The sequence below is a fragment of the Ornithinibacillus bavariensis genome (assembly GCF_050433565.1).
Lineage (GTDB): Bacteria > Bacillota > Bacilli > Bacillales > Amphibacillaceae > Ornithinibacillus > Ornithinibacillus bavariensis.
The window spans coordinates 286,732-300,634 of sequence record NZ_JBNPWZ010000002.1 but is presented as its reverse complement, the minus strand read 5'-3'; the positions used below and the strand labels follow the sequence as shown (position 1 = coordinate 300,634).

15 protein-coding genes are annotated in these 13,903 nt (G+C 37.0%); 4 read left to right on the top strand and 11 right to left on the bottom strand.

All coding sequences use genetic code 11. The features are described 5' to 3' along the window. Positions 1-36: 36 nt before the first annotated feature. Complete coding sequence (fumC, locus tag HNR27_RS05350) at positions 37-1,422, bottom strand: class II fumarate hydratase (RefSeq protein ID WP_429339025.1); 1,386 nt, start codon at positions 1,420-1,422, stop codon at positions 37-39. Between the two features lie 199 nt (positions 1,423-1,621). Here fumC and HNR27_RS05345 point away from each other — a divergent pair, with 199 nt between their 5' ends. Continuing rightward, a complete protein-coding gene (locus HNR27_RS05345; RefSeq protein ID WP_429339024.1) occupies positions 1,622-2,533 on the top strand; it encodes a zinc dependent phospholipase C family protein in 912 nt (303 codons plus the stop codon). Between the two features lie 55 nt (positions 2,534-2,588). On the opposite strand, the gene HNR27_RS05340 is transcribed toward HNR27_RS05345, so the two are convergent. The 3 genes from HNR27_RS05340 to HNR27_RS05330 all read right to left on the bottom strand — a co-directional run bounded on the left by HNR27_RS05340 (position 2,589) and on the right by HNR27_RS05330 (position 5,722). Then, positions 2,589-3,863, bottom strand: a complete 1,275-nt coding sequence (locus HNR27_RS05340; RefSeq protein ID WP_429339023.1) for an MFS transporter — start codon at positions 3,861-3,863, stop codon at positions 2,589-2,591. Between the two features lie 69 nt (positions 3,864-3,932). Continuing rightward, entirely contained in the window at positions 3,933-5,393 is a 1,461-nt protein-coding gene (locus HNR27_RS05335) for a methyl-accepting chemotaxis protein (RefSeq protein ID WP_429339022.1), read from the bottom strand. A gap of 95 nt (positions 5,394-5,488) precedes the next feature. Continuing rightward, positions 5,489-5,722, bottom strand: a complete 234-nt coding sequence (locus tag HNR27_RS05330; RefSeq protein WP_429339021.1) for a hypothetical protein — start codon at positions 5,720-5,722, stop codon at positions 5,489-5,491. A 227-nt stretch (positions 5,723-5,949) separates the two neighbouring features. On the opposite strand from HNR27_RS05330, the gene HNR27_RS05325 reads away from it, so the two are divergent. Beyond that, a complete protein-coding gene (locus HNR27_RS05325; RefSeq protein WP_429339020.1) occupies positions 5,950-6,819 on the top strand; it encodes a cation diffusion facilitator family transporter in 870 nt (289 codons plus the stop codon). 48 nt (positions 6,820-6,867) lie between these two features. On the opposite strand, the gene HNR27_RS05320 is transcribed toward HNR27_RS05325, so the two are convergent. From HNR27_RS05320 to map, 3 genes are all read right to left on the bottom strand, one after another. Then, complete coding sequence (locus tag HNR27_RS05320) at positions 6,868-7,164, bottom strand: AzlD domain-containing protein (RefSeq protein WP_212919185.1); 297 nt, start codon at positions 7,162-7,164, stop codon at positions 6,868-6,870. Then, positions 7,161-7,826 (bottom strand): AzlC family ABC transporter permease, encoded by a 666-nt coding sequence (locus HNR27_RS05315; protein WP_429339199.1) that lies wholly within the window; start codon positions 7,824-7,826, stop codon positions 7,161-7,163. Before HNR27_RS05315 ends, HNR27_RS05320 begins: the two co-directional genes overlap by 4 nt. 184 nt (positions 7,827-8,010) lie before the next feature. Beyond that, the gene (gene map / locus HNR27_RS05310; protein WP_212919184.1) at positions 8,011-8,763 is read right to left on the bottom strand and encodes a type I methionyl aminopeptidase; all 753 of its coding nucleotides are present in this window, start codon (positions 8,761-8,763) and stop codon (positions 8,011-8,013) included. Positions 8,764-8,979: 216 nt separating this feature from the next. On the opposite strand from map, the gene HNR27_RS05305 reads away from it, so the two are divergent. Beyond that, positions 8,980-9,108 (top strand): YjcZ family sporulation protein, encoded by a 129-nt coding sequence (locus HNR27_RS05305; RefSeq protein WP_212919183.1) that lies wholly within the window; start codon positions 8,980-8,982, stop codon positions 9,106-9,108. Positions 9,109-9,152: 44 nt separating this feature from the next. After that, entirely contained in the window at positions 9,153-9,254 is a 102-nt protein-coding gene (locus HNR27_RS05300) for a YjcZ family sporulation protein (RefSeq protein WP_429339019.1), read from the top strand. 44 nt (positions 9,255-9,298) lie between these two features. On the opposite strand, the gene HNR27_RS05295 is transcribed toward HNR27_RS05300, so the two are convergent. The 4 genes from HNR27_RS05295 to HNR27_RS05280 all read right to left on the bottom strand — a co-directional run bounded on the left by HNR27_RS05295 (position 9,299) and on the right by HNR27_RS05280 (position 13,893). Then, positions 9,299-10,276: a phosphotransferase enzyme family protein gene (locus tag HNR27_RS05295; RefSeq protein ID WP_429339018.1), complete on the bottom strand. Its 978-nt coding sequence runs from the start codon at positions 10,274-10,276 to the stop codon at positions 9,299-9,301. A gap of 61 nt (positions 10,277-10,337) precedes the next feature. After that, a complete protein-coding gene (locus tag HNR27_RS05290; protein ID WP_429339017.1) occupies positions 10,338-11,708 on the bottom strand; it encodes a dipeptidase in 1,371 nt (456 codons plus the stop codon). 112 nt (positions 11,709-11,820) lie between these two features. Then, positions 11,821-12,960 (bottom strand): bifunctional cystathionine gamma-lyase/homocysteine desulfhydrase, encoded by a 1,140-nt coding sequence (locus HNR27_RS05285; protein WP_429339016.1) that lies wholly within the window; start codon positions 12,958-12,960, stop codon positions 11,821-11,823. Beyond that, positions 12,961-13,893 (bottom strand): PLP-dependent cysteine synthase family protein, encoded by a 933-nt coding sequence (locus HNR27_RS05280; protein ID WP_488168368.1) that lies wholly within the window; start codon positions 13,891-13,893, stop codon positions 12,961-12,963. It lies immediately after the preceding gene. Between the last annotated feature and the right edge of the window lie 10 nt (positions 13,894-13,903).

Sequence of the window (13,903 nt, the reverse complement as noted above, 5' to 3'; positions counted from 1 at the left end):
AAAATCCTGCCTCATCATAAGGCAGGATTTTCTATTTTATTTTGGATGTGTCATTTCTCTTGGATTCACATATTGATCAAATTCTTCAGAAGTTAGTAGGCCTAGTTCAATAGCAGTCTCTTTCAGTGTTGAATTATCTGCAAATGCTTTTTTAGCAATCTTTGCTGCATTTTCGTAGCCAATATAAGGGTTCAATGCTGTCACAAGCATTAAAGAGTCATTTAAATACTTTTCAATTTGATCATGGTTTGGTTCAATACCCACAGCACAACGATCATTGAAGGAAAGTATGCTATCTGCTAATAACTGACAGGATTGTAGGAAGTTCATCGCAATTACAGGTTTAAATACATTAAGCTCGAAATTCCCTTGACTTGCTGCAAAACCAATTGTTGCATCATTACCCATTACTTGAGCGGCAACCATTGTTACTGCTTCACTCTGTGTTGGATTCACTTTACCTGGCATAATAGAGCTACCAGGCTCGTTTTCTGGTATTGTAATTTCGCCAATTCCACAGCGTGGGCCGCTGGCTAACCAACGAACATCATTTGCTATCTTCATCATATCTGCAGCTAAGCCCTTTAATGCACCATGAGCAAATACCGTTTCGTCATGACTTGTTAATGCATGGAATTTATTCGGTGCAGAAACAAATTCTCTACCAGTAAATCGGCTAATTTCTGCGCATACACGCTCTGAAAATTCAGGGTGAGCATTCAAACCAGTACCAACTGCAGTACCACCAATAGCTAATTCCTTTAGATAAGGAAGGCTGGCTTCTATCATGCTTTCTGATTTTTCCAGCATTCGGTGCCATCCACTAATCTCTTGTCCAAGTGTTAAAGGTGTTGCATCCTGTAAGTGTGTACGACCAATCTTTACGATATCCTGGAATGCATCCATTTTGTTTTTAAAGGTGCTTTTAAGTGTACGTAAAGCAGGTAATACAACATCCTCAAGCATTAAAACTTCAGCTACATGCATGGCTGTAGGATATGTGTCATTAGAGCTTTGGGATTTATTAACATCATCATTTGGATGTAATGTTAGATCACTGCCTTGCTCCTTTAACCACTCATTTCCAACATGAGCAATCACTTCGTTTACATTCATATTGGATTGTGTTCCACTACCAGTTTGCCAAACAACTAGCGGAAAATGTGCATCTAAATTTCCATTAATAACTTGTGTCGCTGCATATTCAATGGCTTCTGCTTTTTTCGCATCAAGCAGGCCTAGATCACTATTTGCTTTTGCAGCACTCATTTTCAAAACTGCAAACGCTTTTATAATTTCTGTTGGCATTTTCTCATGACCAATTGGAAAGTTTTCCTTACTGCGCTGTGTCTGTGCACCCCAATATTTATCAGCAGGTACCTTCACTTCCCCAAGGGTATCGTGCTCTATACGAAATTCCATATGTATTTCCTCCCAATTTGATTTTCAAATCCCTCTCTATTGTACCAAATTTTTTAAAAATGAAAATCATATTCATTGCACGCGTATAAAAAAATTATTATGGTAGAACTATGAATTATTCACAAAATTGTAATCCTTACATAGTTAATTTAGCCTTATACTTATTAATGTATTAATTAGTTGTTTAGGAGGGCTCTCCATGCCTAACATTTGGACACATATGCTCTTTTGTGAAGATATGCTTGATGCTATAAGTAAACCAGAGAACATACCAAGCCGTAGTTATATATTAAATTTAGGTGCACAAGGACCTGATCCTTTTTTCTATTATAATTTTTGGCCATGGATAAAGGATACATCCATTCCAAACATAGGGAATCTTCTTCACAGGAAAAAATGTGGAGATTTTCTTATGGATATAATTGTATCTGCAAAGGACAGCTCCACAGAAATAAAATCGTATGTATTTGGGTTTGTAACCCATCATATATTGGACCGAATCGCACATCCTTTTATCAACTATTATGCAGGATATGAAGGGAATAATCACTCGAAATACGAAATCATTATTGACACCTTAATGATGGAACGCTATAAGAATCTAAAAACCTGGAAAACACCTGTCTATAAAGAAATCCTTTTAAATAAACAGCAAAAAAATGAAATCGCTAATTTTCTTTATCAAGCAATTCGTAAGCACTATCCTGAGGTCACAGAATCTTCTTCAAGCTATATTAAAAAAGCTTTAAAAGATATGAAATTAGCTTTAATGATACTATCTGATCCATATGGTTGGAAAAACAAATTATTGAAAAAGGTTATTTCTGCTTTCTCCCACCAACCGATTACCAACCATAAGGATTATTTAAACTTAGAACACCATACCTGGTATCACCCTGCGACGAAAAAACCTAGTACAAAAAGCTTCATTGATTTATACGAGCAGGCTCGAATTGAGGGTATAGAAATTATGAAGAAAGTGATTGATTATTGGTATAACAACGGTACTAGTAGGGAAGATTTAGAGGGATTAATTGGAGATATTTCGTATGATACTGGATTGCCACTCAAGCTAAAATTAGAGAACCAGTATAGTGAGCCTATTCTGTAATAAAAGCCGCAAAACCAGTGAGGGTTTGCGGCTTTTGTGCATACTTCTTTTGTATCTAAGCAGTCTTTTTCCTAGCAGCTTCTACTCCCTTTTCCACATTTACAAAGCTTAAAATGAGTATTCCAGCAATAAAGAATACGATTAACGATAAAATACCAAACCGATTATTACCCGTTATTTGCCCGATAAATCCAAATACAAACGGGCCAAATACTGCCGAGAACTTGGATGAAATCCCGTAGAATCCAAAGAATTCACCCTTTTTATTCTCTGGTACCATACGACCAAAAATAGATCTACTCAAGGCCTGTGCACCACCTTGGACCAGTCCCACACATGTTGCCAATAAGTAAAAATGCAAGGCTGACTTCATGAAGTAACCTAAAATAACAATCCCTAAATAAACAAATAATGTAATCATAAGTGCCTTTTTGGGCTTTATTTTTCCAGCTAACCAACCAAAAAAGAAGGTACAGGGTATGCCAACAAATTGTGTAATAAGAAGAGCGATGATTAAATCATTTTGTCCAATGCCGATTTCAGTTCCATAAATAGTTGCCATCCTGATAATTGTAGAAATTCCATCGTTATATAACCAAAAGGCAAATAAGAAAATTAATAAATGCTTAAACTGACTTATTTCCTTAAAGGTATTACCGACTCTCGAAAAGCCGATTGCCACATATGACCTATCTCGTTTTATCGGACTTTTCTTCTCATCATGAATATTTTTCAATAAAGGAATGGAAAAAATAAACCACCATATTCCAACCATTGCGAAGGAAACCTTCATTGCCATTACTACATCTGATAATCCAAACCACTCAAATTTAAGAATCATTAAAACATTTATTAATAATAAAATTCCTCCACCAACATACCCCAGGGCAAATCCTTTTGAGGATACCTTATCCATATCCTTTTCCTCTGCTACCTCAGGTAAAAAGGCGTCATAAAAAATATTACCTCCTGAAAAACCAATGGAACCAACGATGAATAATAACGCAACAAAGAGGTAGTCTCCTTCTCCAGTAAATGCAAGTAGGATACTTGCTATCATTCCCATAAAGGCAAAGAACCGCAAAAACTTTTTCTTGGCTGCAGAGAAATCACTAATAGCACCAAGAATAGGAGCTAGAATTGCCACAATTAGTACTGCAATGGAGTTAGCATAACCCCAATAACTAGTTGCTAGGCTAGATTCTATTCCTTTTGATGCCACGTTGGAATAGAAAATCGGTAGAACTGCCGCTAGCATCGTTGTAGCAAAAGCAGAATTTCCAAAATCATAAAGTGCCCAGCTTAGCTGGGTCTTCTTATCCTTTTTCAACTAATAAACACTCCCCTCAACATAAGAATAGCAGATCAATGTACTCCAATTGTAAATTTACAGTAAATATTACATTTTTTCTAAAGATGCAGCTACTTCATTTGTTTCCTCAATCACTCCTGCTAAATTAACCATACGATTGACTTGTTCATCTACGATTGCTTCAAGCTCTTCAATTGTTGCAGTAGTTACTTCGATAATTGATGCAAGATTATCCACGGATTGTTCAATAGACAGGGAGGATCCTTTTATCTCCTTTGCCTGTTTGTTTAGGTATTGCAAATAATGAATAAAGTTATTTAATTGTTCTGTAATAGTTTCAAAGTTCTGCTTAGCCATTAATGTAACTTCTGTACTGGCCACTAATTTTTGCTTGTTGTTATTCAATTCTATTTGTGTATACCTAGCATCTTTATCAATCATCTGTAGGTCTTCACGAATTTGTTTTGCTGTGTTCTGGGAAACCTCTGCAAGCTTACGGATTTCCGATGCTACAACAGAGAATCCCTTTCCAAATTCGCCCGCACGTGCAGCCTCGATACTTGCGTTCAAGGCAAGCAAATTAGTTTGCTCAGCAATATCTTGTATCTTCTCTGCATTTGCATTATTTACATCTATTCGATTAACAAGTACCTCCATATTATTTGTTAAACCATCAAAGGAAACGTGAAAGTCATTTATCGTTTCATATAAATTTCCCATAGAGATTTTTCCTTTATTTGATAAATTAACAAGCTCCTCACCATCCGCCATACTACGGGAAAAAGATACAATCATTTTTTCCAGTAATCGGTGGGTTGAATTAACCGTTTCAGTTATACCAAAAGCAGTTTCAGACTGGGCTTGACTTGCTTTTGAAATTTCTCGAAAGCTAGTAAGCATTTCTTTCATTTGCTCCTGGTTAAGACTACTATCCCCTTCAATAACTTCCATCTGCTTCCGAACCTTTTCGGCACCACTTTGAATTAGTAGAGTACGATTAGCCTCTTCTTTGGACTTCTCTTCTATTTCACCCATTGTTTGAAATAGAGTTAACAGAAAACCACGTGATACTTTAATTTGTATATATAAAACAATAAAAACTAGAGTAAAAAAAACCATTGTAATTGCTATAGATCGGGTATTAAATCCCACTGCCTGTCCGTTGAATATAATAAATAATACTAATAAACCAATTCCTAGGATACCACCAGTGGTTAATACAGCACGGGATAAGGATATAGCGGCGACCGCTAATAAAAAGAAGGTAAATAATATATTCGTCACATAACTAGAACCTAGCATTACAATTAGTGATACTCCAGCTAAACAAAAAATAGCAATATAAGGCACTGCAAAACTATATATCCTCTTAACATTAAAAATGGCAATTAACAAAATTCCAATGCCACCGCCAATTGATATTGCTATCATATTTATTGCTGGTGCTCCGACAATGAATTCAGCACCTAATCCGAGAAACAATGAGAATAATAGTATGTATAGTAATAGCTTATTTTGTTTTTGCAAAATGGTAACATCTAACTTCATAAGCTCCCCCCAACTTATTTTTTATTCTATTTCTTCCATAAAAATAGCCTTACCATACTCAGTGTGGGCAAGGCTGGTCTATTACTTTTCCGATTTTATTCCCAAATATATTGTAGATATCTTTCTCGAACTTTCACAAAATCTTCTTTATTACCCTTTTGAATCGAAGAATTAATTTTTTCCTCAAGCATTTTCTTATTCCAATTAAAACAGATTTCATCTAAAATCATCCGTGAAGATAATTTAATTTCAAAGGATATCTCTCTTTTAGCGTTAAGGACATTTCCTTCGTACGGATAAAAGTGGTAAACTACCCTTTCCTTTTTCATGAAGTACGCCCCTCCTGCTCCTTTATGTTTATTATCCTAAATTTTTAGAATAATTGCAATGGGATTTAATAAAAAAGCATTAAAAACTTAGGTCTATTTCTTGTACGAAGGAAACAAACTTAAAACATACCAATTGATATTGACAAACGCTTATTAGTTGCTCTAGACCCACCCATTTCCTATCTGATATAGTGATAAAGTTAATGAAATTAGCTGGAGGCATTATCATGAATCATACACCAGATTTAAGAGAAGGAGAAAAAGGTGCATGGATTAGTATCATTGCTTACCTATTTCTTTCCGGAACAAAATTAATTATTGCCTATATAGGGAATTCAGAAGCATTATGGGCCGATGGATTAAATAACTCTACGGATGTTATTGCCTCCATTGCTATCCTTATAGGACTTCGAATATCTCAAAAGCCACCAGATCAAAATCATCGATATGGCCATTATCGCGCAGAAACAATTTCTTCCTTACTAGCAGCATTTATTATGGCAGCTGTCGGCATACAAGTAATATTCTCTACCATTACAAAGATATTAGATAAAGGAAGTACCGCACCAGATATGGTAACGGCCTGGACTGCCTTGGGTGCTTCTGTAATCATGTTTATTGTCCATCGCTATAATTTAGCTCTATCGAAGAAAATAAATAGTAGTGCCCTATATGCTGCTGCTCAAGACAATCGTTCAGATGCACTTGTTAGTATTGGTGCATTTATTGGTATAATAGGAGCTAAATTTGGCATTGGCTGGCTAGATCCATTAGCTGGGCTTGTAGTGGGAGTCGTCATCTGTAGGACTGCTTGGGAAATTTTCAAGGATTCTACCCTTGCACTTACCGATGGTTTTGATGAGAAAAGGTTAACGGAGATAAAACAAACGATTACAAAATATCCTGAAGTTAAATTAGTTGCGGATATAAAAGGACGTGTGTTAGGAAATCAACCAATCCTTGATGTTACGATAAAGGTTAATCCAGAGCTAAATGTTCATCAAAGTCACGATATTACGGTTATGATTGAAAAAGAATTGGTTGAAAAGCATGGGATTTTGTATACTCATATTCATATAGAACCTTATATTGAATGAAACAATGGCCAGCACAGTATTTAGAATTAAACTGTGACTGGCCATTTTTCAGAAAGTAGTTAATAAAAATACAGACAGGATTGCCCCTACCACTACAAAAATTACATTTAATCCGATATAAGCTAATCCAATAGCAACTAATCCACCTACAAGTCCAATATAAGGTTTATCAGGATTGACAGAAAGAATCCCTGGAAAAATCAATGCCCCTAAGGCAGCATATGGAATCGCATTTAACCAGCGATTAACCCAATCTTTAAACTGTAATTTATCTACGATGAAAGCAGGAATAATTCTAGGGAGCATGGTCACAAGAGTCATTCCAATAATAATAAGGAATATCATGCCTGTTCCTCCTTCAGTAACAATACACCACTTAATCCGCCTAATACTGTACCTGAAACTATCGCCCAGCCGCTACTCATAAATTGCAAACAAATAACATTTATGAACATAGCAATAATAGCAATTAATCCAACTTTAAGCTCTTTTTTTACGGATGGGATTAATAATCCAATAAACATCGCATAAAGTGCTATACCCATACTTTGACTTAATGTCTCGGGTATAATTTCTCCTACTAAACCCCCTAGAAGCGAACCGAATACCCATGAAAAATATGCCGTTAACGTAAGGGCACCATAAAACCAGTGGCCATTTTTCTCTTTAGCCTCCTTAATATGTAAAGAAGAAACTGCGAAGGTTTCATCCGTTAACCCTAGTGCTAATGGTACTTTCCATCTAATAGGAACAGACCTAAGCTTATTCATAAAGGAAAAGCTCATTACAAAGTGACGGAAGTTTAAAACAAAAGTTGCAATTATAATTTCTACTGCCCCTGCACCTAAAGCAATCATATTTGCACCCATAAATTGACTTGCCCCAGCAAATACGAGCACACTCATTAATGTCAACTCCAATAACGATAGTCCTGATTGCTTTGCTAAAACTCCATATGTAACTGCTATCGGAAGATACCCAAGCATGATAGGAAAGCCAACTGTCATCCCTCGTTTAATCAAAATAGCACGTGTTGTAAATTCTTTCTTGTTTCCATTTACTGTCTCCACTTTTTCTTCCCCCCTTAGTTAAATTTCTACCATTATAACTGATTTTTCTAATATAAGAATGATAAATGCCTATAAAAACACACGGGATTCTTAACAAAAGAATCCCGTGTGTTATTTCTTCTTACCGATCTTGTTCTGTCAAAATTATCGGATCCCCATCGGTAATAACAATTGTGTGCTCATATTGAGCGGAACGTCCTCCATCAATTGTCCTTGCTGTCCAATTATTGCTATCTACCTTACTTCGCCAATCACCTTCATTTAACATTGGTTCAATGGTTATTACCATTCCCGGCTTTAAGCGAAGGCCTTTATTAGGAAGGCCGAAATGTGGAACATGTGGGTCCTCATGGATTGATGGACCAATGCCGTGACCCGTGAAATCTCTTACTACAGAAAAGCCTTCTCCCTCTGCATACGTTTGAATTGCATGACCGATGTCGCCAATACGATTTCCCGCTCTCGCCTGCTCAATTCCAATATAAAGTGATCTCTTAGTAACCTCCATCAAACGTAGACCCTTTTCATCCACATTTCCGACTGCGTACGTCCATGCAGAATCCGCTAATCCTCCATTAAGATTGACAACCATATCGATTGTCACGATATCCCCGTCCTGTAGTAAATCTTCACGTGGAAAACCATGACAAATTTCATCATTTATTGATGCACAGGTTGCAAAAGGAAAACCATTATATCCCTTCTGCTCTGGTATAGCTCCGTGCTCTTCTAAAAACTTATCAACAAAAGCATCAATTTCCAATGTTGAAATACCTGGTCTAATCATCTTAGCGATTTCCTTGTGTACCTCCACTAGCAAATCTGCAGCTTTCTGCATTTGTTCAATCTCACGTTTGCTTTTTCTGTTTATCATGTAATCGCCCTTTCTATTTATTCAGCATACGCCGTTAACTAATTTAGTTTCCATTAAATAAGTGTATCACAATTTAGGATCACTTACATTAAATCAACCAGTTGTATAGTATGTTAAAGCTAATACATTATAAACCACTTTAGCCTAGTTTTCTGTACATTCGCCCTGTCATATCTGGGGAAATATCATACATTATAAGTGAGGAGGTGGAAAGATATGAGTAATGTAGTAGGTGGCTACGGCTCTGGCTTTGCTTTACTAGTAGTGTTATTTATTCTACTAATTATCGTTGGAGCGAGTGGTTATCATCGAGGCTATGGATATGGTGATGGCTGGTACTACTAGTCATCATAAATATATGAATTTAGTAATATGGAGGTGACTTATTAATGAGTCGCGGATATGGCGGTGGATTTGCATTTATCGTTGTCCTCTTTATCCTATTAATTATTGTTGGAGCAGGTGGATATGGTAGGGGGTACTATTACTAGTATAGAGAATAAGGTCTGCATATTTGCAGACCTTTTCCTCCTTTTCATAACACCACAATAGGCTCTCCGTGTTCAATTCTTCTTCTTATTTGTTCCATACTTTCCTGTAAGCCTTGGTTTCGATCCTCCGGTGCAATCTTTTTATTTAAGGCCGCATACAGTGTAATATCACGTACCTTTAAAAATAATGTTAGTTGTTCCTTCCATCTTTCCGGAGGCATAAATTCTTTTTGATAGCCAATCATAAAATTATCAATAAATCGATTGGCAAATACTCGCTTTTCATCTAAACGCTCTTCATTCTTAAATAATGAGTAACAAGCATAGTATAGTGGAATTGCAATATCGGAAACATACCAAAAATAACAGGCATCATCAAAATCAAAAATATAAATATTATCATTATCGTAAAAGAAGTTGCCATTATGCACATCATTATGGATTAATCCATAGTTTGTTTCTGGTAATTCATTTAATTGCTTAATAATTTCATTCTTCCGTTGAATAACCTTTAATTCGGTTGGTACATATTTTTCTAACGCAAACAAGTCATCCTCAAACCAATGTTTTCGATATCCATGCTTAGATTCGTATTGATCAGTCAAACGATGTATTTTGCCTATTTCTCTTCCCCAGCTTTGGAAAAGCGTATCATTAAATTGTTCATCCGTTGAACGTACCCCTATTCCTTCAACCTTGGAAAAAAGACAGGCAAAAAAACTTGTTTGATCGGTAGCGGTTTGTTCCTCTATTATTTGGTTATTTTGCGATGGAAAAACAGTAGGAACATTTGAACCATGATGAGACAAATAATTAACCCAGTCAATTTCCCCAAGAATTTCTTCCATTGATCGGTGAGAGCTATGAGTTACCCTAAGTATGAAAGGTTTGTTCCCTTTATATACTTCATATACATAATTCTCAAAGTCTCCTAGCAACTTATATTTCTGTTCCAGCCCGAATGCTTCAAAAAATTTATTCAATATTCCCTTTTGATAAACATTATCAACAGCTTTTTCCATTTCTTTTCCCCCATTAAAAGTGACCAATATCCCTCTATATTTTGCATTAGAATCAAAACATCTAACCGTTTGTTATCTCATGCCAATAGTAAACTAATGTCTCCATCCCCTTATCAAAACTATCTAATGGAAAGCTTTCATTTGGTGAATGTAGTCGATCCTCAGGTGTACCGAATCCTAATAAGACAATTGGAATAGTATAAAGATGATCAATCCATTCCACAACTGGAATAGATCCACCCATTCTAACATAGACCGCCTCTTTACCGAATGCTTTTGTATAACTCGTTGCCGCTTTTTGGATTAATGGATGATTCGGCTCAACCTTGTAGGCTTTAGCAGAGAGCTTTTCTTTTTTCACTTCTACAGTAACACCCTTTGGAGCAACCTTTTTAATATGGGCTTCTAATAAACGTTGAATCGTTTCTGGGTCTTGACCTGGCACTAGTCTGCACGTAATCTTCGCAGTTGCCGACGTTGGAATAATCGTCTTCGTACCTTCTCCCTGATACCCACCAAATATCCCGTTCACTTCAAATGTAGGTCTAGCCATCGTATGTTCTTTTGCTGTATACCCTTTTTCCGAAACAGTCTCTGTAATACCAGTTGCCTTAACAAAATCCTCACTTGGAACTTGTTTAATTAATTCCTTCTCCTCACTAGTCAAAGCTTCTACACCATCATAGAAACCTTCGACTGTTACAACTTCATCGTCATTTTTCATTGAAGCGAGAATATGGGATAAGGCCATAATGGGGTTACGTACTGCCCCACCATACATACCAGAATGCAAGTCATGATCTGGTCCCGTAACTGTAATTTCAATACCTGTAAATCCCTTTAATCCATAAAGTATGGTTGGTTGATTTTTCGCTACCATACCTGAGTCTGATATCACAGCAAAATCTGCCTGAAATAGCTCTTTTTTCACTTGGAGCATGGTATATAGGTTTTCACTACCAATTTCCTCTTCCCCTTCAAGACAGATCTTCACATTTAATGGGAGCTTTCCTTCCGTTTTCATTAATGCTTCAAATACAGCTAGATGCATGAACACTTGCCCCTTATCATCACTTGAACCGCGTGCATACAATCTACCTTCTCTTATCTCTGGCTTAAACGGATCACTATCCCATAATTCGATCGGATCGACCGGTTGAACATCATAATGCCCATATAATAGTACAGTAGGAGAATCAGGACCCGCTTCCATATATTCCGCATATACAATTGGATGTTTATTTGTTTCAATTTGTTGAACTTGTTGAAAACCAATCTCTGTTAAGTAAGTTTGTAGATACGTTGCTGCTCTTTGGACATCATTTTTATGTACACTATCTGTACTAACACTAGGTATTGACAAGAATTCTTGTAACCTTTCTAATAATCTTTCTCGATTGTCAGACAGATACTTCAATGCTCTTTCACTCATTTTTTGCCATTCCTTCCATTTTAATATTGTGTTCATTTTAGCATATTTGGATTAAAAGTAACTATACTGTGTTTCCTGAAAAATAAAAAAGCAGCTAAAAGCTGCCTGTCACTTAAGCATCCCCTAAAGCCTGTGCCAAATCTTCAATGAGGTCTTCTACATCCTCAATCCCAACCGACAATCGTATTAACCCATCAGAAATACCAAGTTCTAGCCTTCTTTCGGATGGTATAGATGCATGAGTCATTTTTGCCGGTAAGGAGATTAGACTTTCTACTGCACCTAGGCTTTCTGCTAGTGTAAAATAGTTAACTCGCTTAAGGATCTCTTCGGCATAGTTTCCATCCCCGACATCGAATGATATCATTCCACCAAAACCTCTAGTTTGACTTTTAGCCAATACATGGCCCGGATGAGTAGGCAATCCTGGATAATACACCTTCATAACCCTTTTATGCTTTAACAAGAAATCGACTATCTTCTTAGTACTTGCTTCTATAGCCTCCATTCGCAGAGCTAGTGTCTTAATTCCACGCATTAATAACCAAGAATCCTGTGGACCCAATACAGCTCCCACTGAGTTCTGTAGAAAATGAATTTTCTCTGCTAGTTGCTCAGATTTAACAGATACTAACCCGCCAATCACATCACTATGTCCGCCAATATATTTTGTTGCACTGTGAAGTACAATATCTGCTCCTAAATCTAACGGGTTTTGCCAATACGGTGAAGCAAAGGTATTATCTACTATGAGCAGCTTATCATTATTGGATGTTATCGCCGCCATTTTCCTTATATCCGTTATTTTCAGTAAAGGATTGGTTGGGGTTTCGATAAGGATTGCTTTCGTATTTTCTTTTACAGCATTCTCCACATTTTCAATGTTACTTGTATCAACAAATGTATACTCCAAATTAAATCGTTTTAATACCTTTGTTATTAATCGGTAGGATCCACCGTACACATCATCTGTTAGAATTATATGGTCTCCCGCACTGAATAACAGTAAGATTGTCGTAATTGCGGACATACCGGAACTAAAGGCAAAACCATGTGTTCCATTCTCCAATTCGGCAATTACCGATTCTAATGCAGTACGGGTTGGATTCCCAGTTCGGGAATATTCATAGCCCCTCAGCTTTCCTATACCATCTTGCTTAAAAGTACTAACCTGATAAATTGGAACAGAGACAGCACCAGTTTGCTCGTCACGCGTAATTCCACCGTGGACCATCTTTGTTTTTGAACGCATTTATATCTCCCCGCCTTTTACCTTAGAATAAATATCTTTACTTAAATAACGATCGCTGCCGTCAGGAAAAATCGTAACAATATTCGTGCCCTCAGGTGCAACTTTTGCCTCTTCTAGCGCTGCATACATAACGGCACCGGAAGAACTCCCTACCAGTAAGCCTTCTCTGTTAGCAAGCTCTTCTACTAGTGCGAAGGCTTGCTGATCTTGGACGGTATATATTTGATCAAAATAGGACGAATCTAAAAATGGAGGAAAAAACTCCATGCCAATCCCCTCTGTTCGATGTGAACCAGGCTTACCTCCTGCAATAATGGAACCCTCGGGCTCGACAATAATTGTCTTTATCGTTGAATCTCTTTCCTTGAAAAATTGTGCACACCCCATAAATGTCCCACCTGAACCTGCTCCTGCGATAAAAATATCGACATCCCCCTTTAAATCCCTCCAAATTTCAGGCGCTAACGTGCTGTAATATGTTTTCGGGTTTGCTGGATTCTTAAATTGCTGGGGTGAGTAACTACCTGAAATTTGCTGAAGTAGTTCATTGGTCTTCTCAACGGCACCAGTCATACCAGCCTCCTTCGGTGTATGAATTATTTTTGCACCTAATGCCTGCATAATAAGCTGCTTTTCCTGACTAAAATGCTCTGGAACGACAAATATTGCCTTTAGCCCAATCTTTTTTGCGGCTAGTGCCAAGCCAATACCCGTATTACCAGCTGTAGGTTCAATGATAGTGTCACCTGGAGACAGCTTGCCTCTACGTATTGCATCCTGAATAAGCTCGACACCTAGCCTGTCTTTTACACTTCCACCTGGATTGTAATATTCTAGCTTTGCAAAAATATGAACATTTTCTGGAAGATGGAAATGGTTTATCTTAAGAAGTGGTGTATTCCCAACTAATTCATGTATGGAATTATAAACCACCTGTCTCCCC